26 protein-coding genes are annotated in these 25,817 nt (G+C 61.1%); 17 read left to right on the top strand and 9 right to left on the bottom strand.

What is annotated here, in order from left to right; translation table 11 throughout:
• Positions 1–20: 20 nt before the first annotated feature.
• From WN982_RS09305 to WN982_RS09325, 5 genes are all read left to right on the top strand, one after another.
• A complete protein-coding gene (locus WN982_RS09305; RefSeq protein ID WP_341315407.1) occupies positions 21–485 on the top strand; it encodes a MaoC family dehydratase in 465 nt (154 codons plus the stop codon).
• Between the two features lie 52 nt (positions 486–537).
• A complete protein-coding gene (locus WN982_RS09310; RefSeq protein WP_341315408.1) occupies positions 538–2,244 on the top strand; it encodes an alpha/beta fold hydrolase in 1,707 nt (568 codons plus the stop codon).
• Positions 2,245–2,308: 64 nt separating this feature from the next.
• Positions 2,309–2,731 carry a phasin family protein gene (locus tag WN982_RS09315; protein WP_341315753.1) on the top strand — a complete coding sequence of 141 codons (423 nt, stop codon included), beginning with the start codon at positions 2,309–2,311 and terminating at the stop codon, positions 2,729–2,731.
• Between the two features lie 73 nt (positions 2,732–2,804).
• Positions 2,805–3,638: a poly(3-hydroxyalkanoate) depolymerase gene (gene phaZ, locus WN982_RS09320; RefSeq protein ID WP_341315409.1), complete on the top strand. Its 834-nt coding sequence runs from the start codon at positions 2,805–2,807 to the stop codon at positions 3,636–3,638.
• The gene (locus tag WN982_RS09325) at positions 3,635–4,924 is read left to right on the top strand and encodes a DUF445 domain-containing protein (RefSeq protein WP_341315410.1); all 1,290 of its coding nucleotides are present in this window, start codon (positions 3,635–3,637) and stop codon (positions 4,922–4,924) included. The genes phaZ and WN982_RS09325 overlap by 4 nt, the downstream gene beginning before the upstream one ends.
• A gap of 18 nt (positions 4,925–4,942) precedes the next feature.
• Here the strand turns inward: WN982_RS09325 and WN982_RS09330 are convergent, their stop codons facing one another.
• A complete protein-coding gene (locus WN982_RS09330; protein WP_341315411.1) occupies positions 4,943–7,675 on the bottom strand; it encodes a LuxR C-terminal-related transcriptional regulator in 2,733 nt (910 codons plus the stop codon).
• A 441-nt stretch (positions 7,676–8,116) separates the two neighbouring features.
• Between WN982_RS09330 and WN982_RS09335 the strand changes: the two genes are divergently transcribed.
• The 4 genes from WN982_RS09335 (at position 8,117) to WN982_RS09350 (ending at position 12,474) form a co-directional block, all read left to right on the top strand.
• A complete protein-coding gene (locus WN982_RS09335) occupies positions 8,117–8,866 on the top strand; it encodes an electron transfer flavoprotein subunit beta/FixA family protein (RefSeq protein ID WP_341315412.1) in 750 nt (249 codons plus the stop codon).
• 15 nt (positions 8,867–8,881) lie between these two features.
• Positions 8,882–9,829 carry an FAD-binding protein gene (locus tag WN982_RS09340; RefSeq protein WP_341315413.1) on the top strand — a complete coding sequence of 316 codons (948 nt, stop codon included), beginning with the start codon at positions 8,882–8,884 and terminating at the stop codon, positions 9,827–9,829.
• 14 nt (positions 9,830–9,843) lie between these two features.
• Positions 9,844–11,646 carry an acyl-CoA dehydrogenase C-terminal domain-containing protein gene (locus tag WN982_RS09345; RefSeq protein WP_341315414.1) on the top strand — a complete coding sequence of 601 codons (1,803 nt, stop codon included), beginning with the start codon at positions 9,844–9,846 and terminating at the stop codon, positions 11,644–11,646.
• A gap of 126 nt (positions 11,647–11,772) precedes the next feature.
• Positions 11,773–12,474 (top strand): OmpW family outer membrane protein, encoded by a 702-nt coding sequence (locus tag WN982_RS09350; RefSeq protein ID WP_341315415.1) that lies wholly within the window; start codon positions 11,773–11,775, stop codon positions 12,472–12,474.
• Between the two features lie 31 nt (positions 12,475–12,505).
• On the opposite strand, the gene WN982_RS09355 is transcribed toward WN982_RS09350, so the two are convergent.
• Entirely contained in the window at positions 12,506–13,390 is an 885-nt protein-coding gene (locus tag WN982_RS09355; RefSeq protein ID WP_341315754.1) for an SDR family NAD(P)-dependent oxidoreductase, read from the bottom strand.
• Positions 13,391–13,401: 11 nt separating this feature from the next.
• The gene (locus tag WN982_RS09360) at positions 13,402–14,235 is read right to left on the bottom strand and encodes an SDR family NAD(P)-dependent oxidoreductase (RefSeq protein WP_341315416.1); all 834 of its coding nucleotides are present in this window, start codon (positions 14,233–14,235) and stop codon (positions 13,402–13,404) included.
• Positions 14,236–14,362: 127 nt separating this feature from the next.
• Here WN982_RS09360 and WN982_RS09365 point away from each other — a divergent pair, with 127 nt between their 5' ends.
• The gene (locus WN982_RS09365; RefSeq protein ID WP_341315417.1) at positions 14,363–14,926 is read left to right on the top strand and encodes a TetR/AcrR family transcriptional regulator; all 564 of its coding nucleotides are present in this window, start codon (positions 14,363–14,365) and stop codon (positions 14,924–14,926) included.
• Between the two features lie 12 nt (positions 14,927–14,938).
• Here the strand turns inward: WN982_RS09365 and WN982_RS09370 are convergent, their stop codons facing one another.
• Positions 14,939–15,850, bottom strand: coding sequence for a LysR family transcriptional regulator (locus WN982_RS09370; protein ID WP_341315418.1), 912 nt, complete (start codon positions 15,848–15,850; stop codon positions 14,939–14,941).
• Between the two features lie 272 nt (positions 15,851–16,122).
• Here WN982_RS09370 and WN982_RS09375 point away from each other — a divergent pair, with 272 nt between their 5' ends.
• The gene (locus WN982_RS09375) at positions 16,123–17,361 is read left to right on the top strand and encodes a CaiB/BaiF CoA-transferase family protein (RefSeq protein ID WP_341315419.1); all 1,239 of its coding nucleotides are present in this window, start codon (positions 16,123–16,125) and stop codon (positions 17,359–17,361) included.
• 117 nt (positions 17,362–17,478) lie between these two features.
• Here the strand turns inward: WN982_RS09375 and WN982_RS09380 are convergent, their stop codons facing one another.
• The 4 genes from WN982_RS09380 to WN982_RS09395 form a co-directional block, all read right to left on the bottom strand.
• Positions 17,479–17,928, bottom strand: a complete 450-nt coding sequence (locus WN982_RS09380; RefSeq protein ID WP_341315420.1) for a MaoC family dehydratase — start codon at positions 17,926–17,928, stop codon at positions 17,479–17,481.
• Positions 17,929–17,982: 54 nt separating this feature from the next.
• On the bottom strand, positions 17,983–18,411 hold the full coding sequence (locus tag WN982_RS09385) for a nuclear transport factor 2 family protein (RefSeq protein WP_341315421.1): 429 nt from the start codon (positions 18,409–18,411) through the stop codon (positions 17,983–17,985).
• Positions 18,412–18,548: 137 nt separating this feature from the next.
• Positions 18,549–19,025 (bottom strand): MarR family winged helix-turn-helix transcriptional regulator, encoded by a 477-nt coding sequence (locus WN982_RS09390; protein ID WP_341315422.1) that lies wholly within the window; start codon positions 19,023–19,025, stop codon positions 18,549–18,551.
• Between the two features lie 103 nt (positions 19,026–19,128).
• Positions 19,129–19,932 carry an alpha/beta hydrolase gene (locus WN982_RS09395; protein WP_341315423.1) on the bottom strand — a complete coding sequence of 268 codons (804 nt, stop codon included), beginning with the start codon at positions 19,930–19,932 and terminating at the stop codon, positions 19,129–19,131.
• Between the two features lie 86 nt (positions 19,933–20,018).
• Between WN982_RS09395 and WN982_RS09400 the strand changes: the two genes are divergently transcribed.
• The 3 genes from WN982_RS09400 to WN982_RS09410 are packed head-to-tail and all read left to right on the top strand — an operon-like array spanning position 20,019 to position 21,385.
• Complete coding sequence (locus tag WN982_RS09400) at positions 20,019–20,921, top strand: alpha/beta hydrolase (RefSeq protein ID WP_341315424.1); 903 nt, start codon at positions 20,019–20,021, stop codon at positions 20,919–20,921.
• A 60-nt stretch (positions 20,922–20,981) separates the two neighbouring features.
• On the top strand, positions 20,982–21,110 hold the full coding sequence (locus WN982_RS09405) for a hypothetical protein (RefSeq protein ID WP_341315425.1): 129 nt from the start codon (positions 20,982–20,984) through the stop codon (positions 21,108–21,110).
• A complete protein-coding gene (locus tag WN982_RS09410) occupies positions 21,110–21,385 on the top strand; it encodes a tautomerase family protein (RefSeq protein ID WP_341315755.1) in 276 nt (91 codons plus the stop codon). The genes WN982_RS09405 and WN982_RS09410 overlap by 1 nt, the downstream gene beginning before the upstream one ends.
• A 52-nt stretch (positions 21,386–21,437) precedes the next feature.
• Here the strand turns inward: WN982_RS09410 and WN982_RS09415 are convergent, their stop codons facing one another.
• Positions 21,438–22,118 (bottom strand): TetR/AcrR family transcriptional regulator, encoded by a 681-nt coding sequence (locus WN982_RS09415; RefSeq protein ID WP_341315426.1) that lies wholly within the window; start codon positions 22,116–22,118, stop codon positions 21,438–21,440.
• Between the two features lie 335 nt (positions 22,119–22,453).
• Here WN982_RS09415 and WN982_RS09420 point away from each other — a divergent pair, with 335 nt between their 5' ends.
• Genes WN982_RS09420 through fahA form a run of 3 tightly spaced genes read left to right on the top strand, consistent with a single transcriptional unit; the run spans position 22,454 to position 25,780 of the window.
• Positions 22,454–23,218 (top strand): enoyl-CoA hydratase/isomerase family protein, encoded by a 765-nt coding sequence (locus WN982_RS09420; protein ID WP_341315427.1) that lies wholly within the window; start codon positions 22,454–22,456, stop codon positions 23,216–23,218.
• Between the two features lie 2 nt (positions 23,219–23,220).
• Positions 23,221–24,456 (top strand): CoA transferase, encoded by a 1,236-nt coding sequence (locus WN982_RS09425; protein ID WP_341315428.1) that lies wholly within the window; start codon positions 23,221–23,223, stop codon positions 24,454–24,456.
• Positions 24,440–25,780: a fumarylacetoacetase gene (gene fahA / locus WN982_RS09430; protein ID WP_341315756.1), complete on the top strand. Its 1,341-nt coding sequence runs from the start codon at positions 24,440–24,442 to the stop codon at positions 25,778–25,780. The genes WN982_RS09425 and fahA overlap by 17 nt, the downstream gene beginning before the upstream one ends.
• Positions 25,781–25,817 lie beyond the last annotated feature (37 nt).

A 25,817-nucleotide genomic window follows, 5' to 3' on the forward strand; every position in this document is an offset into this window, starting at 1 on the left:
CGTCGCAAGGAGCAAACACGATGAGCATCAAGGGTTACAGCGTCGCCACGATTGACGACTTCGTGGGCCGCGAACTGGGCGTGTCGGACTGGGTCGTCGTCGATCAGGCGCGCATCGACGCCTTCGCGGTATGCACTGGCGACCGGCAGTGGATTCACGTGGATGCCGGGCGCGCGAAACGCGAAAGCCCGTTCGGCAGCACGATCGCGCATGGCTATCTGACACTTTCGCTACTGGCGGCGCTCGCGATCGAGATCGGACTCATTCCTGAGGACGCATCGGCTGGGCTGAACTACGGGCTGGACAAGGTGCGCTTCATGACACCGGTGAAAGCGGGAGGGCGGGTGAGAAATCGCGTGACGCTGATTTCGGTGGAAAAGAAGGGCGGCGGCCGGATCGTCGTCAAGACGATGAACGAACTGCAGATCGAGGGCGAGGAGAAGCCGGCGCTCATCGCCGAGACGTTGGCGATGCTGATTTTGTAAGCGTAAGCAGCGGTGTTGGCGAAACGGATAGAGACGTTTGAGGAGCAGCAAGATGGCGGCAAATGACGAAAGCACGGCACGAAGCGAGCAGCTGAACGACCTCGCGGCGTCTGCCGCGGAAGGCATGCTCGGACCGAATCCGTTCGTGGGACTGCGGCCGCGCGACATTCTGGCAACCGCGCAGCAGATTGGCGCCCAGGCGCTGCGGCAACCCGCATTGCTCATGGAGCAGGAGGCGGCGCTCGCGCGCGATCTGATGGCTGTGCTGGGCGGCAGTGCGGACAGTACGCCACCTCAGGGCGACAAGCGCTTCACCGACCCGGCGTGGCAGACGAATTCGCTCTACCGCATGACGCTGCAAGCTTACGTGGCGTGGCGCAGCGCGCTGACAGGCTTTGTCGATCGCTCCGCGCTCGACCCGAAGAGCAAGGAACGCGCGCAGTTCGTACTGTCGCTTTTCACCGATGCGCTGTCGCCGACGAACACGCTGCTCGGCAATCCGGCTGCACTCAAGAAAATCATCGATTCGGGCGGCGCCAGCCTGCTTGGCGGCATCAGGAACCTCGTGACGGACATGCTGCAGAACCAGGGGATGCCCGCGCAAGTCGACAGGACGGCGTTCAAGGTGGGCGAAAATCTCGGCACGTCGCCGGGCGCGGTGGTCTTCCGCAATGACGTGCTCGAGCTGATCCAGTACGCGCCCGCGACGGAGCATGTGTACGCCCGCCCGCAGCTGATCGTGCCACCCCAGATCAACAAGTTCTACGTGTTCGACCTGTCCGAAGGCAAGAGCATCGTCGACTACCTGGTGAAGAGCGAGTTCCAGGTGTTCGTGGTGAGCTGGCGCAATCCCACCGCTGCGCAGAGTCACTGGGACCTCGATACCTATGTTGCCGCGCTCCTCGAAGCGATCGTGGCGGTGCGCGACATTACCGGTAGCGACGACGTCAACCTGCACGGCGCCTGCTCGGGTGCGATGACGATTTCGGCGCTCCTCGGCCACCTCGCAAGCCTTGGTGACAGGAGCGTCAATGCGGCCACGCTGATGGTCGCCGTACTGGACAACACGGCTGACTCGCAGCTCGGTCTCTTTGCAACGCCGGAAGCGATCGCGGCCGCGAAGCAGAACAGCACATCGAAGGGCGTGCTCGCCGGCGAAGAAATGGGCCGCGTGTTCGCGTGGATGAGACCCAACGATCTCGTCTGGAACTACTGGGTCAATAACTATCTGCTCGGTAAAGCGCCGCCCGCTTTCGACATCCTCTATTGGAATAACGACGCGACCCGGCTGCCGGCGCAGATGCATGGGCAACTGCTCGATATCTTCACCGGCAACCTGTTCAGCAAGCCTCGCGCGCTGACGGTCCTGGGTACGCCGATCGACCTGTCCAAAGTGACGTGCGACAAATACGTGGTAGCCGGCATGACCGATCACATCACGCCGTGGAAGGGCGTGTACAACACGGCGCGCACGTTTGGCGGCGATACACGCTTTGTGCTGAGTTCGAGCGGTCATATCCAGAGCCTGATCAACCCGCCGGGCAATCCGAAGGCGAAGTTCTTCCTCAATGCCGATTTGCCCGCCAATGCCGAAGCGTGGCTCGCCAGTGCCCAGGCTGAAAAGGACTCATGGTGGGCCGACTGGCGCACGTGGCTCGCCGACCATTCCGGCGAGCGGCGGCCCGCACCGGCGGCCGTCGGCAACGAGCGGCACCCCGCCGGCGTGAAGGCGCCGGGAACGTATGTCATGGAAGCATGACACGCATTCGTTGACCGCACGGTGGCCAACATTTTCTCAACGTAGTTTTATTGGAGTATCGATGATGGATTCAACCAATTTCAATAGCATTTTCGCCGAGTATAAAAAGGTCGTTGGACAGTTCAAGCTGCCCGGCGTCGACGTGGGCGCACTCCTCGAGTCGCGCCGCAAGGACATCGAGGCGATCGTCGAGGCCAACACGACCGCGTTGGCAGGCGTGCAGTCGCTCGCTCAGAAGCAGTCGGAGATCCTCCGCACGACGCTGACCGAACTGCAGTCGCTCGTCAGCCGCGTGACCCAGTCGGGAGCCCAGCCCGCCGCCAACACGGGCGAAGTGGTGCAGCAGGCACTGCACAAGGCGCTGGTGGACATGCAGGAACTCGCGGACACGGCATACCGTGCGCAGTCGGACAGTGTCGCCGTGGTCACCAGGCGCGTCGCCGAGCACGTCGAGGAATTGAAAACGCTCCTTCAGCCGAAGAAGTAATGCGACACAGCCTATGCGGCATGCAGGCGCCTCGAATGAAGTGTCCTTCCAGAAGATGATCCGGAAACAAGAAATGCACATGAGCCCCGAGTCTGCTTGCAGCATGCAAATCCAGATGATCGATCTGGACGGTCAGACACTGCGTGTCGCAACGTGGCGCGGCAGCGATGCTTCGCCGCCGCTGCTCATTTTCAACGGCATCGGCGCCAACCTCGAACTGGTGGAGCCGTTCGTCACGGCACTCGAAGACGTGAGCGTCATCATCTTCGACATTCCGGGCGTCGGCGGCTCGCCTGCTCCGGTCGTGCCGTATCGCTTTTCGACGTTGTCCGTGCTGACCGACAAACTGCTGACGCGGCTCGGCCATGATGGGGCCGTCGATGTGCTCGGCGTATCGTGGGGCGGCGCGCTGGCGCAGCAGTTCGCGCGTCTGTATCCGGGGCGCTGCCGCAGGCTGATTCTCGCGGCAACCTCTCCCGGCGTCATCATGGTGCCGGGCAAACTGTCGGTATTGTCAAAGCTGATCGGGCCGCGCCGCTATACCGATCCCGCCTACCTGCAACAGGTGGGCGCGGACATCTACGGGGGCGCTTACCGGCGCAATCCGTCGCTGCTGAAGGCGCACAGCCAGCACATTCAGCCGCCGCGCGGCCGCGGCTATGTCTATCAACTGCTGGCCGCTACGGGCTGGAGCAGCCTGCCGTGGCTCGGCGCGTTGCGCCAGACGACGCTGGTCATGCACGGCAACGACGACCCGATTGTGCCGCTCACCAACGCGAAGATTCTCGCAGCCCGTATCCGCGATGCGACGCTCTATGTGATCGATGACGGTCACCTGTTTCTCATCTCGCGCGCCAGTGAAGTCGCGCCTGTGGTACGCAGGTTTCTCCGGCAGGAGGCGAGTTGAGTTTCTTTGCGCGCGATAGCGATGGCGCGCGGCCGGCCACTGCGAATGCACGCGAAGGCCGCAAGGCAAGTGGCTTGAAGCGCATGCGGCGAACGGCGACGTGCCTGCTCGCCTTCATGATTGCGTTGCTGCTCGTGTGTGTCGCCTGGCAGGCTGACCATTCATGGCTTGCGTGGCCGCGCGCGTTCGCGGAGGCCGGCACGGTTGGCGCGATCGCGGACTGGTACGCAGTCGTCGCGCTGTTCCGTCATCCTTTGAGTCTGCGGATCCCGCATACGGCGATCATTCCGCAAAACCAGCCGCGCATTGCCGAGAGTCTCGGCAACTTTGTCGAGGAAAATTTTCTGACACCGGAACTCATCGTCGGCAGGCTGAGCGGCCACGATGCCGCACAGGTGCTTGCCCGGTGGCTGGCGCAGCCGGCGAACAGTCGCGAGGTCGCCGATATCGTTGCGCACGCCGTTGCGGGATTACTTGACGGCATTGACGAAGCAGACCTCCAGTGGCTTTTCGACCGTCTGGTGATACCGCAGTTGCGTACGCTCGACGTATCCCGCGTGGCCGGCGACGTCCTCAAAGTACTGACTGAAGGCGAGCGGCATCAGCCGTGGCTGGTTCACGGACTCGACGCGCTGGAGAAGTGGCTGACGGCGAACGTCGACATGATCAAGGCCAAATTCAGCGAGGCCTCGAGGTACACGCCCGCGCCGCTTGACGCCTATATCGTCAGGAAATTTGTCGAAGGCATCGTTGCGCTCCTCCATGAAGTGGCGGCGAGTCCGGATCACGAGCTTCGCCGCCAGTTCGATGAGGCCTTGCAGGCGCTGACCGTGCAATTGCAGACATCGGCCGTGCACCGCCGTTTCGGCAAGTCGCTGATGCGCGACTGCATCCGTTATTTCAGGCATGCAGACTACTATCGCGTGCTGCTGGAGCGCTTGCGCATGCGTGTCATCGCCGACCTCAATCACGAGCAATCGGCCGTGCGCGACGCATTGACGAGTATGCTGGCTTCGCTCGGCAAGCGGATTAGCCGTGAGCCTGCGCTTCGACACAAGCTGAACGCATGGTGGCTCGCGCTCGCGCGCGAACTCGTCGTGCGATATGGGCGCCAGTTCTCCGCGCTGATCACCGAGGTCGTAAAAGACTGGAATGCAGATGAAGTGAGCCGGAAGATCGAAGCGGAAATCGGCCGTGACCTGCAGTATGTCCGGATCAACGGTACATTCGTGGGCGGCATGGTCGGCGTACTGATTCACGCCGCCACACTCGTCGTCATGCGGTGAGACGCAGTGAGAGGCGCGCTAGCCGGTCACAACCAGACCCAGTGCCTGCGCGCGCGCAACCGCGTGTGCGCGCTTGTCGACATCCAGTTTCACGAAGATGTTCTTGACATGAGTCTTGACGGTTTCGGGCGTAATCCCCAGTGTGCGCGCGATCTCCTTGTTCGACTGCCCTTGGGCAATCAGCTCGACGATGCTGCGCTCCCGCGCGCTCAACGGCTCGCGCTCCGTGTCGCGCCTGGGCCCGGCGTCGGGTTCGTACAGCGCTCGCCAGCCGTCTAGCAGGCGATCGATGTAAGCGATGCTCTCCTTCGTCTGCGGGGTGGAACGCGTGTTGTCGCGAACCGCATGCAGGAGCGGCCCGATTTCCGGACCCTGGTCGAGAATCGAGCGGTAGATGCCGCTATTGGCGCTCAGGACTTCGCGAAAAATTTCGACCGCGCGGGTCTGTTCGTTCGCACGCATCCAGACGAGCGCGAGCGTGGTGCGCAAGCGCAGCGCGAGATAGTCGCCGTGCCGGTCTTCGACGCTTCGCAAAGCGGAGGTCAACGACCCGAGGGCTTCCTCTGTCCGGTTCTGGGCCATCGCCACCCAGGCCACCGCGATCGCGCGGTAGGTTTCGATCTCCGGCGAGACTGCATGCTCCGCGGCGGAACGGGAGCCCACCAGCTGATCCAGTTGCACGACACATGCCGACGCTTCCGTTATCCTGCCTTCCGCAAGATAGAGCCGCGCGCGCTCGACGAGGACGCCCGCAATCAGCCGGTCCCAGCGGCGTGCATGACCCAGAGTCTGCGCCTGATGGAGCAGCGCGTAGGCCTGCTCGGCGTCGGAACGCGCGATAGCGATCCGGACAAGCACGCGATAGGCGATCAAGGTGCTATCGAGCAGGACCGCCAGGTCGATCACCGGCATGAGATCGACCAGTAACGCTTCCGCCTCGTCGAGCCGCCCCTGCTCGTACCAGATCTGCGCGATCATGGGCGCGCACAGCGCGGCCGAGATGGATTTCGGACCGGCATGGCGCTCGGCGAGCTGCATCGACTCGGTGAAATAGCGCTCGGCGAGCGCGAAATGCATCTGCTGCATTTCCGCGTGGCCGAGCAGGCATAGCCGGTAGACCGAGGCGAACACATTGCGCTGGTCTTCCTCGATCGAATAGGGGATCCACGGTGTCGCGTACAGCGCTTGCAGGTTGCCGGCTTTCCAGTGCCCGAAGCGCACGACGTTGGAGGCAACGTTGGTGGTCCAACTGTCTGTCGACGGCCGTTCGAGACACGTTTGTGCGATCGCGAGCGCGCGCGGCGAGTCGTCCTGTAGCGCGGCCACCACCGAGCGGATCGCCTTGCACTCCCAGCGGATGTTTTCGGAGGCGTCGCTCGAGCCAGTACCGGCGTCGCGCTCGATCTCATCCAGCATCGCGAGTGCTTCGTCGAAACGCATCGCAAGCGCCATTCCCCACGCGATCGCGAGCGTGATCTTGATCTGCCCGCGCATCAGATGCGCCGGGAACTGCCGTTGCCAGCCGAGCAGCGTGAGCAGGTCGCCCTTCGTGACGAGCGCCATCGCGCAGTGACCCATCAAGGAGACGGCGTCTTCTGTATCGCCCGCGGCGATCGCGTGCTTGACCGCGTCTGTCCATTGCGCCTCTTTGGCGTACCACTGGCACGCACGACGATGCAGGTCCACCACTTTATCGCGATGCTGGGTTTCGAGCCGTCGGCGCAGGTACTCGCCCATGAGATGGTGATAGCGGAACCAGCGCCCTTCGATATCGAGCGGTTCGAGCAGCAACTGGCGTGCCGAGATCGCGTCCAGCATGCCTTGTGCCGCTGCCATGCCGGTTACCGCTTCGCATAGCGACGCCGTCAGGCGATCGAGTATCGACGTGCGCAACATGAACCCGACCATGTCGGCAGGCAAACGCTCGAGCATGTCTTCAAGGTAGGCGGCGAACGGCCGGGACGCACCGGACGGCGCGCGCACGTCCCAATCCGGTTTGCATTCGTCACGCGATAGCACCGAGGTGGAAATGCGCAGCGCCGCAGCCCAGCCTTCCGTGCTCGCGAACAGCGATTTCACGTTGGCGGCGCGCAGCCCGCCTGGGCATTCGTGTTCGACAAAGCTGCGTGTTTCGTCGAAGTTGAAACGAAGTGCCGACGCGTCGATTTCCAGCAGCTCGTTCCTGGCTCTCAGGTTGGCGAGCGGCAGCGGTGGATCGGTACGCGTACAGACCACGACATGCACGTTCGACGGTGCGTTCGCGATGAAGTACGACATGGCATCGTGAATGGCGGGCAGGCTGATCAGGTGATAGTCGTCGACGAAGAGATAGACCTCGTCGTCGACGTCGACGAGTTCGTTGATCAGCGTCGACACGACTGAGTGCGCGGGCACGAGCGACGCCTCGGTTGTCAGGCTGACCGCGGACACGCCGACGCTGGCGCAGGCGTTGCGCAATGCCTGCGCCAGATGATGGAAGAAGCGCGCGGGTTCGTCGTCCTCCGTGTCGAGCGACAGCCACGCGACAAATGCGCCGCTTGCATTCAGCCCCTCGAGCCACGTGAGCGCAAGCGATGTCTTGCCAAAACCGGCAGGCGCCTTGATGACCGTGAGCCGTTTGTATTCCGCCTTCCCGGCGAGAGAGAGGAGCCGTGGCCGATCGATTAATCCGGCTGGCAGGCGTGGTGGAAAGACCTTCGTTGCGAGGAAGAGAGGTGACCTGTTCGGGGCGGGCGCTTGTATCACGTGCATCAGCTGCTCCAGGCGTTCGGGTTGACCCTGACTGCCATTCTCTGTCGACCGGAGTTGGCGCTTTAGCGCTTACTCCGGTCCCATGCAACATGGTTGCCGTCCATGCAATCGCGCTCCCCTTTAAGGGGGATATTGCTCAGCGCCGCGCTCAGACACCATGGATTCCAGCGAGGAGATCGAAGTTCCACAGCTGGACAACGGTGCGGCACGCCGGCCGGTCATGGGTGAAGCCCCTCGGCGGGTGCGGCCTGAACCGGTGTTTTGCTCACGGAATGATACGCCCAACCACCTTGAGGGAGGAGACATGTCTACCGCATCGAATCGTATTGCGGTGCACAAAATCGGGCCGGCGGCGCGTATCCCGGACGAACAAAACGAAACATCGAGCGATCGGTTCACATGGCCGGCGTGGCGGAGTCTTTTATCGAAACGGAGTAGGCAATGAAAGTACTGGTTCCTGTCAAACGCGTCGTCGACGCGAATGTGAGAGTCCGCGTGAAAGCCGACGGCAGCGCCGTCGACATCGCGAATGTGAAGCTGTCGATGAACCCCTTCGACGAAATCAGCGTGGAAGAGGCCGTGCGTTTGAAGGAAGCCGGCGCGGCGTCGGAGGTGGTCGTCGTGTCCTGCGGGGTGCAGGCCTGCCAGGAAACGCTGCGCACGGCAATGGCGACAGGCGCTGACCGCGGCATCCTCGTCGAGACCGACGCCGAGTTGCAGCCGCTCGCCGTAGCGAAGCTGCTCAAGGCGCTGGTGGACAAGGAGCAGCCGCAACTCGTGATGCTCGGCAAGCAGGCCATCGATGACGACGCGAACCAGGTCGGCCAGATGCTCGCGGCGCTGCTCGGCTGGCCGCAGGCGACCTTCGCATCGAAGGTGAGCGTCGAAGCGGGCAAGGCCATGGTGACGCGCGAGATCGACGGCGGACTCGAGACGATCGAGGTCGATCTGCCGGCCGTCGTAACCACCGATCTCCGGCTCAACACACCGCGCTATGCGACGCTGCCCAACATCATGAAGGCGAAGAAGAAGCCGCTCGACGTGGTGACACCTGACGCCCTCGGCGTCGACATCGCACCGCGGCTGTCGACGCTGAAGCTCGCGGAGCCGCCGAAACGCGAGGCGGGCATTCGCGTCGCCGACGCCGCGGATCTCGTGGCCAAGCTGAAGAACGTCGCACACGTCATCTGACCGGAAGAGGGAAACATGTCCATACTCGTTATTGCAGAACACGACAATCAGACGCTGAAGTCCGCGACGTTGAACACCGTCGCTGCCGCTGCGCGTCTTGGCGACGACATTCATGTTCTCGTCGCCGGATCGCAATGCGCGACAGTGGCCGAACAGGCCGCACGCATCGCCGGCGTGAACCGCGTGCGGGTCGCCGATGCGCCGCACCATGCGCATCCGTTGGCCGAGAACCTGGCCGCGCTGATCATGACGGTCGCGGCCGACTACAGCCACGTGCTGGCGCCCGCCACGACAACCGCGAAGAACGCGATGCCGCGCGTGGCCGCGCTGCTCGACGTCGCGCAGATCTCCGAGATCGTTGCCGTTGAGTCCGCCGATGTGTTCGTGCGCCCCATCTACGCGGGCAACGTGCTGGCGACGGTGCGAAGCGCGGACCGCATCAAGGTCATCACCGTACGCACCACGGCCTTTGCGGCGGCGCCCGCCGAAGGCGGCGCTGCAGCGATCGAATCGCTCGCGCCGGCCGTCGAGGTCCCGGGCTCACGTTTCGTGAGCCAGCAACTGACCCGCTCCGAGCGTCCCGAGCTGACAGCCGCGCAGCGGGTGATCTCGGGCGGCCGGGGCATGGGCTCCGGCGAAAACTTCGCCTTGCTGGAGGACATCGCCAACAAACTGGGCGCAGCGGTCGGCGCGTCGCGCGCTGCCGTGGATGCCGGCTTCGTGCCGAACGACTATCAGGTGGGCCAGACCGGCAAGGTCATCGCGCCGCAACTCTATATCGCGGTCGGCATCTCCGGCGCGATCCAGCATCTGGCCGGCATGAAGGACTCGAAGGTGATCGTCGCGATCAACAAGGACGAGGAGGCACCGATCTTTCAGGTCGCCGATTATTGGATCGTCGGCGATCTCTTCAAGGTACTACCAGAGTTGTCCGCTGAACTGGACAAACTGCAACAAAACTGATGCCGGAGACCATGATGAGCACCTATATTGCACCGCTGCGCGACATGCGCTTCGTGATGACGGAACTGGCCGGGCTCGGCGAGTTGTCTTCGCTGCCGGGCTTCGAGGAGGTGACGCCCGAACTCGCCGAGGCCGTGCTCGACGAGGCGGCGAAGCTTGCGACCGAAGTGCTGGCACCGCTCAACAAGCCCGGCGACGAGCAGGGCGCGCGCCTGACGAAGGACGGCGTCGTTGCCGCGGACGGTTTCGCGACAGCCTACCGGCAGTTCGTCGAAAGCGGCTGGAGCGGCCTCTCCGGCGACCCGGATTTCGGCGGCCAGGGGCTGCCCGAGTTGCTGCATGCGGCGACCGTCGAGATGTGGAATTCGTCCAACATGGCGTTCGCGCTATGTCCTCTGTTGACGGCGGGCGCCACGGAAGCGCTGAGGCAGCACGGCTCGGAAGAACTCAAGGGACGCTATTTACCCAATCTCGTCAGCGGTGAGTGGACGGGCACCATGAACCTGACCGAGCCGCAAGCGGGCTCGGATCTCGCCGCCGTGCGCACCAAGGCGGTGCCCGAAGGCGACCACTATCGCCTCTACGGCCAGAAGATTTTTATCACGTGGGGCGATCACGATATGACTGGCAACGTCATTCATCTCGTCCTCGCACGCACGCCGGACGCGCCCGAGGGCGTGCGCGGCATATCGCTCTTTGTCGTGCCCAAGTTCCTGCTGAACGCCGATGGCTCTCCCGGGCAACGCAACGACGTGCACTGCGTATCCCTCGAGCACAAGCTCGGCATTCACGCGAGCCCGACCTGCGTGATGAGCTTCGGCGATCAGGGTGGCGCGATCGGATATCTGGTGGGGCAGGAGAACAAAGGTCTCGCGCATATGTTCACGATGATGAACGAAGCGCGCCAGAAGGTGGGTATCCAGGGGCTCGCGATGGCGGAACGCGCTTATCAGCAGGCCCGCGAATACGCGAAGGAACGCGTCCAGGGGCGGCTCGCGGCCAGCAAATCGGGTAGCGCTGCGGGTGACACGGTAGCCATCATCCATCACCCGGATGTGCGGCGCATGCTGATGACGATGAAGTCCCAGATCGAAGCGATGCGTGCTTTCGCGTACGTGATGGCAGCAGACATGGACCGCGCGCACCGTGACCCCGACGCCAGTGAGCGCGCACGTCGCCAGACGCGTGTCGACCTTCTGATCCCCGTGTTGAAGGCATGGTGCACGGAATTGGGCGTCGAGATTGCGTCGATGGGTGTGCAGGTGCACGGCGGGATGGGCTACATCGAAGAGACGGGCGCATGCCAGTTCCTGCGCGACGCACGAATCGCGCCGATCTACGAGGGCACGACGGGCATCCAGGCTGCCGACCTCGCAGGCCGCAAGCTCGCATCAGATCGGGGCGCGGGGATGGCTGAACTTGTTGCGGAGATGCGTCAGGTCGCGCTGGACCTGGAGCGAAGCACGGATACGCAACTGGCGTCCGTTGGCGCGGCGCTGGTGACCGGTGTAGAGGCGCTCGACGATGCCACCGTCTGGATGCTGCACGCATTGGCGAGCGAGCCCGACGCAGCGCTTGCCAGTTCCGTCGACTATCTGATGCTCACCGGTTACGTGTGCGGCGGGTGGCAGATGGGGCGCGCAGCGCTTGCTGCGTCAAGAAAAAGCGCGGCGAATGAAGACCCGGACTTCCATCGCACCAAGCTCGCCACCGCGCGCTTCTACGCCGACAAGGTCTTGCCCAAAGCGAATGCGCTTCTGGAGACGATCCGCAGCGGCGCATCGAGCGGGTCGAGCCTCCCAATCGAGCAGTTCTGAGCGGCAATGCAAGAAAAAAGCATCGACGCGAAACTATTGATATGTAATGCGAAATAAATCAGGGATGAGATGATGAGGAGACTAGCATGCCTTGCGCTAATACCGGGCGCGATATGCTCCAGTGCGATGGGGCAGAGCGCAGGCAGTTTGATAACCAGTGTGGGCGGGGCCTGGCTCGACTTTGGCCCGTCATCCGCAACATCGTTGCAGAGCAGTTCGGCTCTGGGCACGTTCACGTCTTCGGGAACGGGTGGTCAGATACACAACACGTTCACCGCAGAGCTTTCGATGACCTATTTTGTTACGGACAACATTGCGCTGGACCTGGTGACGGGCATACCGCCCAAGCTCAAGCTTTATGCGCAGGGCACCGTGGCACCATTCGGTCCCGGTGGGCCATCGCTCGGTCTGGGGAATCTGCAGCCGCTCGCCACCACCCGATCGTGGCCACCCGTTCTTTTCCTGAAATATTTCTTCGGCAACGCGCAGACGAAGCTGCGTCCCTTCGTCGGTATCGGCGCGAACTATACGTGGTACTCGCATACCGAGCTCAATCCGACATTCAGTGGCGCGTTACAGCAGGTTGCTGGGCCGGGCGGACAGGTCAAGGCTTCGCTCAGTCCGTCATGGAACCCCGCGTTCGCCGCGGGCGCCTCTTACAATTTCAGCAAGAACTGGTACGCGACTGCGCGGGTGACGTATCTGCCTCTGAAGACAAATGCGACGGTGAGTTCCGTGGCCGCCAACGGTCAGACGATGTTGTCCAACACAACGCACATCAAGGCGGATCCGTGGATCAGCTTTGTCGGAATAGGATACCGGTTTTAGCCCCCGTAGCGGCGGCCGTGCCCACTTTATGTCATTTCGGTTTCTTCAGAACATCGAGCCCTTCCGGTAGCTGCGCATCCGGGAAATGCGTGGAAAGCGTGGTTTCGCGCCACCGCTCCAGTTCCTCGGCGCGCTCAGCGTCTGCGAGACTACAGACGTGCAGCGCATCGCCACCGAGCAACAGGCGCAACGGAAGCTCGTCGCGACGTGACAGTTGGACGATCAATGTCGCGATCTTCGCGGGGTCGCTGATTTCGTGACCGCCATAAGCTTCCAGAAGCCTGAGCATCTTGCCGACCGACTGTTCGTAGTCGGGCAACATGTCGTCAATGCCGCGACGTGCTTCGCTGGCCCAGTCGGTGCGCATTCCTCCCGGTTCCAGCGTACACACGCGGATGCCTAGGTGAGCAACCTCCTTCGCCACGACATCGCTGAAACCGCCGACGGCCCACTTCGCTGCCTGGTAGGCGGACAACCCTGGTGTCGACGTGCGGCCGCCCGCCGATGACACCTGGAAAATATGACCAGCGCGCTGTTCACGCATCACTGGCAGCACCGCACGGGTTAGGTTGACCACACCGAACAGGTTAGTTTCCACCTGATCGCGGAAATCTTGCGTTGTCATTTGCTCGAACGGAGCGGTGTGGCCGTAACCAGCGTTATTAACCAGCACGTCGAGGCGACCAAAGGCATTGAGCGCGTGGTCGACCGCGCGCTGCGCGGCAATCTCATCGGTGACATCGAGTGCGACGGCACGAATCCGGTCTTCATAGCGCTCGACTAGATCTACCAGGCGTTCGGGATCGCGGGCGCCAGCAACAAGACGATCGCCCGCGGCAAGGACCGCCTCGCTGATCAGGCGCCCAAGGCCACGCGCAGCGCCGGTTACCAGCCAGATTTTTGAGGTATCAGACATAGTGAATCCCTTTAGTTGCAGCCACCCTGCGCGGCCTTGGAGACGTTCTCCCAGCTTTCCCAAACCTTCAGGCGTTCCGCGTAGACCTGTTTGACCAACGGAAGCATTGCGCTGCCGAGGATGAGACGAAGCGGAGGCTCGGGCGCATCGACCACCTTCAGAATCGCTTCTCCAGTTGCGGAAGGATCGCCAAAGGCGTCGGCTGACAACATCGATGCCAGGTGCTGACGTACAGACTCGTAAGCCGGCATCGGCGGTGCCTGCCTGATGGACGATTCATTCATGAAATCCGTAGCGAACGGCCCCGGCTCGATGATCGTTACCTTGATCCCAAGTCCGGCAACCTCGCTGGCAAGTGCTTCGGCTAAGCCCTCCACGGCAAATTTTGTCGCTTCGTAGATACCGCCCGTCGGGAAGGCAACGATTCCGCCCACACTCGACACCGGCAGGATATGTCCCGATCCCTGCGCTCGAAGCAGAGGCAGGGCGGCCTGAATCACAGACAGCGTGCCGAACACGTTGGTCTCGAAGTTGGCACGGGCGTCCTGAATGCCGATCTCCTCGATGGCCCCCAAATAGCCATAGCCGGCAACACTCAAGATCACATCGAGGCGGCCGAAGTGCTGGTGCGCGCGATTGACGGTACGGACAACCTCGTCGTGGTCGGTGACGTCGAGCGGGAGCGGCAACAGGGCCTCGTCGTATTGCTTTTGCAAGGCTTCGAGTGATTGCAGGTCACGTGCAGTAGCAGCGACCTTGTCTCCGCGTGCCAGCGCTGCTTCTGTCCACCGGCGGCCAAAGCCACGCGACGCACCAGTGATGAACCACACTTTGGGATTGGCCATGTGTATCTTCCGAGTTAATAGATGGTCACTACGAGTTGACATTTTTGGTAAAACTGTCAATTTCAGTCTAGTTCATTTGACAGTTTTCGTCAAAGTGTCTTGCCGTCGATGTGTCATAATCGCCATCATGAGCGAAGGAACTTCAACGCGCCGTGACCAGGTGGTCCAGGCGGCGATAGGCGTATTTCTACGATATGGCTACGCGCGCACGACAATGGCAGACATCGCGCAAGCGGCGGGTCTATCTCGTCCGACGCTGTATCTGGCGTTTCCCGACAAGGACGCGATTTTTCATGCAGTCGTGGACGCGATGGTGGCTGACAAGCTGAGCGAGATTCGCCAGCGGCTGCCTCGCTATCGCGGGTTCGAAAAAAAGCTGCGCTATGCCTGTGAGGCGTGGGGAGCAGAGGGATTCGAGTTGGTACAGGCACACCCGGACGCAAAAGACATGTTTGATCTGGGTTTCGCGTCCGTCTGTAATGGATTTTCCGCGTTCGGAGACTTGTTGACGGAAATCATCAGTGCACCACTCGCCGAATCGGGCCTCGGTATAGCAGCCGTCGACCTGGCCCAGACGATCGTGTTTGCTATCAAGGGGTTTAAGGAAATCGCTCGCGATGGTGCAGACATGCGGCGAATGATTGGCGTGCAGGTCGCGATCGTCTCTGCCGCGCTTGGTCGGAAAGGCTGAGCGTGAGCGTGATTACCCCAAACCCGCCGCTTCCCTGTATTCGCCTGCCAGCTGCTCGAGCCAGTCGCGAAACACGATCAGCGCTGCGTTGTCGGACTTGTTTTCCGGAAAAATAAGGTAGTACGAGCGGTCGTTCAGCTGTTCATGCCCGGCCGCCTGGATCAAGACGCCACGAAGCAACTCGTCTTCTATGAGCAGACGGGGGATGAGCGCAATCCCCATGCCATGCACGGCTGCTTCGGCGAGCATGGAGAACAGTTCAAATCTTGGGCCTGACATGTCCTTGTTGATCTGCATGCCGCGCGAGGCAAACCATTCGCGCCACGCATAGGGGCGCGTGCTTTGTTGAAGCAGGGTGTACCGTCGCCAGTCTACAGCCGTCAGCTTCGTTCGCGGTGCAATGAGATTTGGACTGCAAACTGCGATCAGCGTTTCTCGCATCAAAAACTGCCCTTCCGTTCCCGGCCATGTTGCGGTACCCGCGTGGATAGCCGCGTCAAACTCAGTTTCGTCGAATAGAAAGGGACGTGAACGTGACGTGAGATTGACCGTGATGTCAGGATGCTCGTTGACGAAAAGCGGCAGTCTGGGCAACAGCCACTTCGTGGCAAACGTGGGCACGACCGCGAGTTCGAGTGTTCCGCCCTGGCCACCTTTGGCCATCAGTTCCAGTGTGTCCCGTTCTACTTCATCGAGGCGGGCCGCCACTCTGCGGCTATAAACCAATCCGGCCTCCGTCAGCGCCACCCCGCGTCGGTCCCGGCGAAACAGCTTGACCCCGAGGAAATCTTCCAATGAAGCGATCTGCCGGCATATCGCACTCTGTGTGACGGCCAGCTCATCCGCGGCTTTGGTGAAGCTTTGATGGCGTGCCGCGGTCTCGAATGCGGACAACGCAGCTGTTGAAGGAATCTTTCGACGCATGGTAGTGGCTCTCACAGGTGGTCGATTGAATCGTGCAATTTTCGCACAGGTCGATGCGAACAAATCGTTTGTGAGGTGTGAAAAAAGCCTTTAGATTGACAGCACGACTTCACACTATCGAGTATGAAATGAGCGCTGAGCAAAAGTCCGCGTCGTTCCATGGGGATAATCCCTTGTTGCTGAACCAATACACCCGAGTCGATTCGCTCACCATGCGTCACGCCCTCATTCTCGGGCGTGCCATGACAGGCATTGCAGCTTTTTGATCCGCCATGACCAAACCATTGCAACAAGGGGCTCTTGCCGGCCTGCGCGTACTTGACCTCTCAAGAGTACTGGCGGGTCCATGGGCCGGCCAACTACTGGCCGATCTCGGGGCCGACGTCATTAAGGTCGAACGTCCTGGAACGGGCGACGATACGCGTGCATGGGGGCCACCCTGGTTGACGGACGCCGACGGCGAAGCGACAGGGGAATCGGCCTACTATCTGAGCGCCAATCGCAACAAGCGATCCGTTACGGTGGACCTCAGCCAGCGGGAAGGGCAGGAACTCGTCAAGCGGCTGGCGAGCAAGGCGGACGTCCTGATCGAAAATTTCAAGGTCGGCGGACTCAGCCAGTATGGTCTGGATTACAAAAGCCTCAACGAAGTGAATCCCAGACTGGTCTATTGCTCGATCACCGGATTCGGACAGACCGGACCCTACGCCACGCGGGCAGGTTACGACTTCCTGATGCAAGGCATGGGCGGACTGATGAGCCTGACAGGGCGTGCCGATGGCGCGGAGGGTGAAGGGCCGTTGAAAGTGGGCGTTGCGCTGACTGACATCATGACGGGGCTGTATGCGGCCGTGGCGATTCAGGCGGCTGTTGCGCATCGCGAGCGGACCGGCAAGGGGCAGCATATCGACCTCGCTTTGCTGGATGTGCAGATTGCATGCCTCGCCAATCAGGCCGCTAACTATCTCGTTGGTGGTGTGGTACCAAAACGTATGGGAAACGCCCACCCGAGCATCGTGCCATATCAGGATTTCCCGACGGCCGACGGCTACATGATTATTGCGGTTGGTAACGACGGTCAGTTCGCCAGGTTCTGTGCAGCATTGGGCAGACCGGAATGGGGTAGCGACGAACGCTTCTCGCGCAATCCGCAAAGGGTGAAGCACAGGGACGAACTGATCGCCTTGATTCGCAGCATCACGGCAGGCCGTACCACTGACGAATGGATCGCCATCATGGAAGTGGCTGGCGTTCCCTGTGGACCGGTTAACACCCTCGACAAGGTGTTCGCAGACCCGCACGTGCAGTCGCGCCATATGCGCCTCGAGATGCCGGATCCTTTATCGGAGAAGGTGCCACTGGTTGCCAATCCGATCCGCTTGTCGGAGTCGCCAGTGCAATACCGGCAATTTCCGCCGACTCTCGGAGAGCACACGGAAGAGGTCCTTGATGCGTGGCTGGACATGTCCGCCACGGAAATCGAAGAACTCCGCCACAATGGGATTATCTGACGTAGCACTGCCGGATTGCAGGCGAAATTGGGATCGATGTGTCCGATCAGGTCCGCTTTCGCCAGCCTCCCTGTACGTGTAAACGGCATTGCAGCACGTAGCCGTGAAGTGGCACGCTCAAGCGTTACGTGCCGCCACGAGCAATTTCGACACGAGACGCTGTACGACTTCGCCTGATTCATCCATCGTCTCTGACGCAACTGTCGCGATCCCTTGCGATGGTTTGGACTTCGACCGCTGCACATCCTGCACGGTGCTGACGACCCGGAGGATACTGCCGGGCCGCACGGGTTTGACCCATGCGATATCGACGCTCATACCGATGATGCCGCCAGCGAGCGGCAATCCGCCCGACACCAGGAGGCGCATCGTAATCGCGGCAGTGTGCCAACCGCTTGCGGCAAGACCACGGAAAATCGATTCTCTTGCGGCAGTATCGTCAAGATGAAACGGTTGTGGATCGAATTCTGACGCGAAGCGCTTGATGTCCGCCTCCGTCACCGTAAAGGTCGGCGAGTCAAATTGCATGCCGGCCTTCAGGTCATCCAGATATAAGTGTTCTGTCATCGTCTGCACTCCGACTTGTCGATTGGCTGGCGCGTGGGATCGCGGGAGGTGCGCTTAACCGACGATCATTTTCGGGTAGCTTTTCGGCGGCCTGTCTTCCAGTATGTCTCGTCCCCGCGCGGTGTCTGCATAGAGTCGTCCGTGAACAATTCGGCCGTCGCGGACCTCGAACAGGAACAGGTGTTCGTTCTGCATCGAATAACCGTTGGTGGATTTTGCCCGTGCAATGACCGGCACGATAATGTAGTCGTCTGCTTCGAGGACCGCTCTGGCGTCGTAATTAAAGTACTCCCACTTCTTATACACGTGCTTCCAGAATGCAAGAAACTCGTCTTTTCCACGGTAGGTTCCACCGTAAGGGAGGGAGTCGGAAAACTCAAAAACGATGTCGTCAGCCAGTAACGAAACGAGATCCGTTTTGTCATTGAGCTCGAATCCCGTGAACGCCTTCCGGCATGCTTCAGCGATTTGCGGGTGCTTCATATCTCGCCTCCTGTTTCGATTCTGGAAAGTTTCCGCATATTTTGTGCATATGCACATAATGGCAACTGCACGAAGATGATGGGTACGTCAGTGACAAGATGACCTGTGCCACCGACAATCGTCTGCTTGACGCCCTTCTAGTCTTTGGCCGGCGTGCTCTCGCTCGGCGCCCAGGGACTAAAACCGCTATGCAGCACCTTGCGCAACGAATTTCGCAACGCCTCAGCACGCTTTTCCCCATAATGGCCTTCGAATTCCTGCTGAACAGCCTGCCAAAGCGGAAACGCCGTGCGGTATCGCGACACGCCTGCCTTTGTAATCACGACCTTCTTCACGCGACGATCCTCTCCGGGCACCATTTCAAGCAGTCCCTCACGCTCGAGCGGCTTCAGATTCGACGACAGCGTCGTACGGTCCATCGCCATGACGGCTGCAAGCTCGCCTATGGTGAGCGGTCCGTCTTTGGCGAGCTTGTACAGGATGGAAAATTGCGTGGCGCGCAGGTCCGCCGGGCTGAGCGCCTGGTCATATACCGCTGTCAGGTACCTGGATGCCTTGCGTGCGGCAAGACAATTGCAGCGGCCATCGATGTCTTCCACTAGCTCTTTGTGCATTGGCATTTCGCATTCGCTCACGTTTCGTCGATGTCGAGAATAATCGGGTAACCCGACGGCTTCTGGCAAGGAATAATCGCCTGGGGGGCTTACCCGGATATGGTCAGAGCGCGGCACCTTCAGCCTTGATTGATTGCAGCTGTGGCCACCCGAGGTGGTTTGCGATGAGTCGTGCCGTCTGGGCCGGTTGCTCCAGATGCGGCCAGTGACCGGAATTAGCCACGACGCGAAACCTCGCAGTTGGGAAGCGTTCGCGACATGATGTGGCAACCTGATCGACGGTAATCACGGGATCATCCTGGGCCCCGATAACCAGTATCGGGCCGCGATATGCGCACGGTTCGTTGCCGCGCGGATCGCCCAGCGTGAACGCGTCATAATACTGGCGCACCGCTGCCTTGCTCATCAATACGTCCGGCGTAACCAGGGAATCGAGCTGAGCATCATTCAGGTTCGCAGAGAATGAAGCGCGAATCCCTCGTTGCGCGCCTGGATCGGCACCGCTCTCTCGCAGAAGGTTGCGTACCTCACCCGGTAACGTGTTTCCTCGCAACGGCGTCGGCGTGATCAGCGTCAATGACGCGACATGTTCAGGGCGTTCGAAAGCGACGAGTTCTGCGATCTGGGCGCCCATGCTGTGTCCGATCAATGCGACCCGCGAAAGACGCAATTCGTCGAACAAATGCGAGATGTCAAATACCGCCTGCTCCAGCGTACAGCCGTCGTTTTCATCGCGTCGATTCCCCGCGCCTCGAAGATCGGGCGCGATCATTGGGATCGAGGAGGGCGCAAGCGCGTTGATCAGTTGACCCCAGACTGCGTGACTGTCGAGAAAGCCATGGACAAAAATCAGCGCGTCATATTTCGCTTGACCCGATACATTCGTCACATCAGATGCTGTTGCCATGGTTTGTTCCTCAACAGGGTGCTTGTCAAACTTTGCTGTCAGTCATAATATGCGCATATCAACGTATTGTAAAGACGAGGTTCGGCATGATCAGCAGGACCGACGTAGAGTTCGCTGGCGAGGGCGGTGTGACTTTGCGCGGCTGGTTGTTCATGCCGTCAGGGAAGGGTCGTCGCGCGGCAGTGTCGATGTGTCATGGCTTTGCTGCTGTCAAGGAACACGGCCTCGACAGATTCGCGACCGCTTTCGCGGAAGCGGGCTTCGTCGTGCTTGTTCACGACCATCGCAATTTCGGTTCGAGCGAAGGCGCGCCGCGCCAGGACATTGATCCGTGGGCACAGATTGCGGACTGGCGACGGGCGATAACTTATCTTGAAGGGCGACCCGAGGTTGACTCGGACCGGATCGGGATATGGGGCACCAGCTTCAGCGGCGGTCACGCACTGGTTCTTGCTGCCACCGATCGGCGCGTCAAATGCGTTGTTTCGCAGGTCCCCACCATCAGCGGATTTGAGCAAATTCGACGTCGGGTTTCACCTGACATGATGCCGGGATTTCTCGCCTCGATGACCGACGACTTGCGTGAACAACACCGTGGATTGCCTTCCCGGGTACTGGCGGTCGTGAGCGCGGACCCGGACGTGCCGGCCGCTTATCGTTCGCCTGAGGCGATTGCCTTCTACACCCGGGAGCTAGCGGGTGCCTTATGGAATAACACGGTCACGTTTCGCTCGACATTTGCCGCGAGCATGTACGAGCCTGGTGTATGGGTGAGTCGGATATCGCCAACGCCTCTGCTGATGATTATTGCGCGCGAGGATCGCGTGACGATGACCGATCTCGAACTTGAGGCTTATGAGCGCGCGCTCGAACCCAAACGGCTCGCGCTGGTACCGGGTCATCACTTCGACCCGTACGACGCGGCGTTCGCATTGGCGAGCGGCGCGGCCGCGAACTGGTTCGACGAACATCTCGCCGGAGGCGGCTAGCTCCCGTCGGGAACGGTATCAGACGGTGTTGCAATCACTTGAAGTAAATGGAGAACTCACATGCCGGTATTTCACGCCCACATCCCTAAAGGTCGTTTTTCCAGAGAGCAGAAAGTCGCGATGGGTAACGCGCTCAATCAGTCGCTGGTTGAAGCGCTGGATATCCCCAATGGAGACCGCGGTTCGTGATGCTCAGCGAGCACGGCGACGACGAGCTGTTTATCGATCCCACGTTCATGGACATGAAACGAACTCAGAATGCAATGATCGTCACGGTTCTGATCGGGGCGCATCGACCCTCGTCCGACAAAAAGGCACTGCTGGCGGCGATTACACGCCTGCTTGAAAAGGACGTAGGCGTCTCCCCTGACGATGTTTTCATCGCGCTCGTGCCGGTACCCAACGAGAATTTTTCGTTCGGTCGCGGCATTGCGCAGTTGGCGGACACGTCGCCGAAGTGGTAATTGGGCTCAAGCTCAAGGTATGCGCATCGAGCGGGGGGCGGTCAAAAACCGACTACGCCTCTGCGTGGCTGGCCATGGCCGGTAGCTGGCCCAGCATCTTTTCGAGGTGCGCAGGCCCTGCCGCAACGGCGCTTAGGAACAGGCCAATGGAGAAGTGGATCATATGGTCAATCTGAATGGGGCGATCGGATAGCGGTACCCGATCCGAGAGGATGAGCGTGGCAAGCCCGTGCTCCATGCTCCATGCTGCATGTGTCACCAGGTTAAGCGCATTCTTTGGCCAACCGCGTTCCAGTGCAGCCCGCTCGACGGACGATGCGAACAGCCCGAATGATCTGGAGCCTTCCTCGGTGAGTTCCGGATAAGAATCCCGTGCGACGATGCGGGGACCCACCATCAGGTCGAACAGTCCCTTGTGGTGCCGGGCGAATTCGACATACACGCGCAGCATCCTGTACGCGGCGGTCGCCGCCGTGTCGTCAGAGGTGAGGATTTCGCGGCGCAACGCGGCGAGGTCCCGCCAACCGTCGGCTGCAATAGCTGCCAGCAGCCCCTCCTTGCCGGCGAAATGCCGGGACGGGGCCGCTTCCGATACGCCAACCGCCCGAGCAAGGTATCTGAGGCTTAACTCATGGGCACCAATCTCTTCGAGCGCACGGCGGCCCTCCGCAATCAAGGCCTGACGCAGGTTTCCATGGTGGTAGGGTACGGCCGTAGAAGGTTTCGGACTCACGATTGGGCGGCAGATCGGTAATAGGTGGCAGGCAATTATAGGCGTGCGAATTCCGTGCGCGCAACGCGCATGCTGTCTGCAGCGCATGTCATTCACGAAAAAGGCTTTGTAAGCCTGAAGCGCGGCAATGAAATCGCGGGAATACCCTGATTTGCATTGAAGTTAACACTGTTATCATCAATCTCAAGCCGAGCCGGTTTGTAGATGGTGCATCGGTGGTCTCACAGAATTCGCGCCGGAACTGGCACGTATTTTGTTTGTAATCCTATTTAAAGTGGTCAATCGTTTTAACCAGTTCGCCTGACACTGTGTCAGGCCCAGATGCAGGAAAACACATGAGCACTGTCATGTTTGAAAAGGACGGCGCAGTCGGCGTCGTCACGATGTCGAAGCCGCCTCATAACCTGATCGAGGATACGTTCCTTAAAGACCTGCTCGATGCATATGGCAAGGCAGTCGAGCGTGGCTGCCGGTCAATCCTGTTGCGCAGCGCCATGCGCCATTTCTGCGCCGGTGCGGATGTCGCGGGCTTTGCCGGTGGCGGCCGGCGACGCGACCAGGCAGGGCTCGAAGCGTTGCTCGATGCGCTTGAAAACGTACCGCTTCCCTCCGTCGCAGCCGTGCACGGCGGCGCGCTCGGCGGCGGCTTCGAGCTGGCGTTGACCTGCGACATGATTGTTGCCGCCGATACGGCATTCTTCGGGATGGCTGAGTCGACGCTAGGACTGCTCCCGCTGCTGGGCGGCGTGCAGCGTGTCGTGCAGCGCGTCGGTCCGGCACGCGCCAAGGAATTGGCAATGTTCGGCCGGCGCCACGACCCGGCGGCGCTTGAACGCTGGGGCGTAATCAACCTCGTTACCGCCGAGTCGGAGTTGTCCACCGTGTCGATGTCGTGGGCACGGCAACTGGCGGCCGGCCCGACAGTCGCACTCAAAGGTATCAAGACGCTGGCCAATCTTTCCGCACGCCAAGGGATCGCGGGCGCGGATGCGCAGCAGACCGACATGAACAACATGATGTGGGCGAGCGCCGACCAGAAGCGCGGACTCGCAGCATTTGCGAAAACCGGCCCCGGTTCGGCCGTCTTCGAGGGGAACTGATCATGGGAGCGCCTCTTGACGGACTGAAAGTCATCGACTTCACGCGGGTGCTGGCCGGCCCTCTCTGCACGAAGACGCTGCGCGACCTGGGGGCTGAAGTCATCAAGATCGAGCCACCCGGCGGTGACTCGGGACGGGGTGGTGTTCCGCATATCGGCACGATGTCGGTCTACTACGCGCAGCAGAATGCGGGCAAACGCAATCTCAGTCTCGACCTGAACTGGCCCGAGGCCCGTGCGATCGTGACCGACCTGTGCCGCGAAGCGGATGTGATCGTGGAGAATTTCCGCCCCGGTACGCTTGCGCGCTTCGGGCTGGGCTATGAGCAGGTGCGCGAGTTCAATCCTTCCGTCGTCTATGTTTCGATGAGCGGCTATGGGCAGACGGGCCCCTGGCGCAACCGGCCCGCGTTTGCACCGACCGTGCAGGCGGAGACCGGTCTCACCGATATCCTGCGCGAGCATTACGGCTACGCACCCGATGCACTGAAGAACGATGCATGCAGTCACGCGGATGTCTACACCGGCCTGCATGGCGCCATCGCAGTCCTGGCTGCGCTTGCGCATCGTAATCGCACGGGCGAGGGACAGCATGTGGACGTTTCGATGGCGGCGACCATGCTGGCCGTCAATGAGCGCGCCGGGGCACAGCTTTCTGGTGTCGACACGAACGGCGAGCCACCCGCATTGAGCGCGCCGGAGTCCCACATCTTCACGCTGCCGGACGGACGTCAGGTGACGATCGCGGCCAGCCCCATCTACTCGCCGATGTTCGTTCGCTTCTGTTCAATGATGCGCCGGACCGATCTGCTGCTCGATCCGCGCTTTGCCAGCGCGCTGTTGCGCCGACAGAACCTCGATGCGCTGCTGGCCGAAATCCGCGCGTGGATTCTCACGTTCAACGACCTCGAGGAACTGCAGGCGCAAGTCAGCGAGCAGGGGCTGGCCATCGGCGTCGTGCGCTCCACCAGCGAACTGGCCGAGTCCGAGTGGGCGGCCGATTGGGGCGCCATCGTGGAAGTCGACAATCGCGAGGGAGGCACCATGCGCATGCCCGGTGCGCCGTGGCGCTTCAGCGGGGCGACATTGCCGCCGCCGGGTATTCCGGCGTTTCAGGGAGAGCATAACGTTGAACTGCTCGCGGAGCGCAACATGGACCCGGCGGTGATCCAGGAACTCAGGCAGCGCAAGATCCTGCTGAGCCGGAAAAGCCTGCGCGGTGATTTCGATGAGGCTTGATCATACGCATGACGTCACCGCGAGGAGCTGGCTGGCTTCGGCGAACGACGACGAAACGCCTTTCCCGTTGCAGAACCTGCCATTCGGGGTCTTTCGACGCGCGGGGACGGCGGAAGCTTTTCGCGGTGGCGTCGCGCTGGGTGACCGGGTGATTGACCTGAGTGCGGTAATCGAGGCAGGTGGCTTCTCGGGGCTTGCGGCTCAGGCAGCACACGCGTGCAAGCAGCCCACGTTGAACGGGTTCTTCGGGATGGGCGCCGATGCGTGGCGCGCGCTTCGGCACGCGCTTTTCGCCCTGTTCAAGGCGCAGGACGGAAGGGAGCGTTCCGGCCCAGGGATCGATGCGCTTGAGCAATGCCTGGTGCCGCAGGCCGATGCGGAATATGGCTTACCTGCGCAGATCGGCGACTACACGGATTTCTATACATCGATTGATCATGCGCGCAACATCGTCAAGCTGTTGCGCCCGGACGGAACGCTATCGCCGAACTTTCAATGGATGCCCGTCGCGTACCACGGACGTGTGTCGAGCATCGGGGTTGCTGGGCAGCAGGTCCGGCGGCCGTATGGTCAACGCCTGGCGACGGGCGGGCGTATACCCGAAGTCGGGCCATGCACCCGTCTCGACTACGAACTGGAGCTGGGCATTTTCATCGGGGTTGGAAACGGGCAGGGCACACGTATTCCAGTCAGTTCGGCCGAAGAATACGTATTCGGGCTCTGCCTGCTCAACGACTGGTCGGCGCGCGATATCCAGGCTTGGGAATCGGTCCCGCTCGGGCCGTTTCTCGCGAAGAATTTCGCAACCACGCTGTCGCCATGGATCGTCACAATGGATGCGCTCGCACCCTATCGCGCTGCGTGGACGCGGTCCTCCGATGATCCGCAGCCGCTTCCGTATCTGTTGACGCCCGAGATGTCCGCATACGGTGCGATCGACATTCAACTGGAAGTGGCGCTCGAGACCGCGAATCACCGGCGCAACCGCATGCCGCCCACGCGCCTCTCGCGCACCAGCTTTTGTCAGCAGTACTGGACGGTCGCCCAGATGGTGGCGCATCACACCGTGGGGGGATGCAATCTTCGCAGTGGCGACCTGTTGGGAAGCGGGACCATCTCTGGTCCGACACGGGAGGAGGCAGGCGCGCTGATCGAACTCACGCAAGCAGGCCATTCACCCATACGGTTGCCCACAGGTGAGACGCGCTCGTTTCTCGACGACGGGGATGTCGTTGTGATGACCGGGTGGTGTGAACGCCCCGGTTACGCGCGAATAGGCTTCGGCGAAAATCGCGGAGAAATTCTCCCTGCGAAATGGGACTGACCGGGTTTAAGCCCTTTGAAGAGCCGATTGAGGCAGA

Source organism: Paraburkholderia sp. IMGN_8, from assembly GCF_038050405.1.
Classification (GTDB): Bacteria; Pseudomonadota; Gammaproteobacteria; order Burkholderiales; family Burkholderiaceae; genus Paraburkholderia.

Excerpts from the sequence above, each read along its gene's own strand:
- WN982_RS09305 (WP_341315407.1), top strand. The coding sequence starts at position 21 with ATGAGCATCAAGGGTTACAGCGTCGCCACGATTGACGACTTCGTGGGC.
- WN982_RS09310 (WP_341315408.1), top strand. The coding sequence starts at position 538 with ATGGCGGCAAATGACGAAAGCACGGCACGAAGCGAGCAGCTGAACGAC.
- WN982_RS09315 (WP_341315753.1), top strand. The coding sequence starts at position 2,309 with ATGGATTCAACCAATTTCAATAGCATTTTCGCCGAGTATAAAAAGGTC.
- phaZ (WP_341315409.1), top strand. The coding sequence starts at position 2,805 with ATGCACATGAGCCCCGAGTCTGCTTGCAGCATGCAAATCCAGATGATC.
- WN982_RS09330 (WP_341315411.1), bottom strand. The coding sequence starts at position 7,675 with ATGCACGTGATACAAGCGCCCGCCCCGAACAGGTCACCTCTCTTCCTC.
- WN982_RS09335 (WP_341315412.1), top strand. The coding sequence starts at position 8,117 with ATGAAAGTACTGGTTCCTGTCAAACGCGTCGTCGACGCGAATGTGAGA.
- WN982_RS09340 (WP_341315413.1), top strand. The coding sequence starts at position 8,882 with ATGTCCATACTCGTTATTGCAGAACACGACAATCAGACGCTGAAGTCC.
- WN982_RS09345 (WP_341315414.1), top strand. The coding sequence starts at position 9,844 with ATGAGCACCTATATTGCACCGCTGCGCGACATGCGCTTCGTGATGACG.
- WN982_RS09350 (WP_341315415.1), top strand. The coding sequence starts at position 11,773 with ATGGGGCAGAGCGCAGGCAGTTTGATAACCAGTGTGGGCGGGGCCTGG.
- WN982_RS09355 (WP_341315754.1), bottom strand. The coding sequence starts at position 13,390 with ATGTCTGATACCTCAAAAATCTGGCTGGTAACCGGCGCTGCGCGTGGC.
- WN982_RS09360 (WP_341315416.1), bottom strand. The coding sequence starts at position 14,235 with ATGGCCAATCCCAAAGTGTGGTTCATCACTGGTGCGTCGCGTGGCTTT.
- WN982_RS09365 (WP_341315417.1), top strand. The coding sequence starts at position 14,363 with ATGAGCGAAGGAACTTCAACGCGCCGTGACCAGGTGGTCCAGGCGGCG.
- WN982_RS09370 (WP_341315418.1), bottom strand. The coding sequence starts at position 15,850 with ATGCGTCGAAAGATTCCTTCAACAGCTGCGTTGTCCGCATTCGAGACC.
- WN982_RS09375 (WP_341315419.1), top strand. The coding sequence starts at position 16,123 with ATGACCAAACCATTGCAACAAGGGGCTCTTGCCGGCCTGCGCGTACTT.
- WN982_RS09380 (WP_341315420.1), bottom strand. The coding sequence starts at position 17,928 with ATGACAGAACACTTATATCTGGATGACCTGAAGGCCGGCATGCAATTT.
- WN982_RS09385 (WP_341315421.1), bottom strand. The coding sequence starts at position 18,411 with ATGAAGCACCCGCAAATCGCTGAAGCATGCCGGAAGGCGTTCACGGGA.
- WN982_RS09390 (WP_341315422.1), bottom strand. The coding sequence starts at position 19,025 with ATGCACAAAGAGCTAGTGGAAGACATCGATGGCCGCTGCAATTGTCTT.
- WN982_RS09395 (WP_341315423.1), bottom strand. The coding sequence starts at position 19,932 with ATGGCAACAGCATCTGATGTGACGAATGTATCGGGTCAAGCGAAATAT.
- WN982_RS09400 (WP_341315424.1), top strand. The coding sequence starts at position 20,019 with ATGATCAGCAGGACCGACGTAGAGTTCGCTGGCGAGGGCGGTGTGACT.
- WN982_RS09405 (WP_341315425.1), top strand. The coding sequence starts at position 20,982 with ATGCCGGTATTTCACGCCCACATCCCTAAAGGTCGTTTTTCCAGAGAG.
- WN982_RS09410 (WP_341315755.1), top strand. The coding sequence starts at position 21,110 with ATGCTCAGCGAGCACGGCGACGACGAGCTGTTTATCGATCCCACGTTC.
- WN982_RS09420 (WP_341315427.1), top strand. The coding sequence starts at position 22,454 with ATGAGCACTGTCATGTTTGAAAAGGACGGCGCAGTCGGCGTCGTCACG.
- WN982_RS09425 (WP_341315428.1), top strand. The coding sequence starts at position 23,221 with ATGGGAGCGCCTCTTGACGGACTGAAAGTCATCGACTTCACGCGGGTG.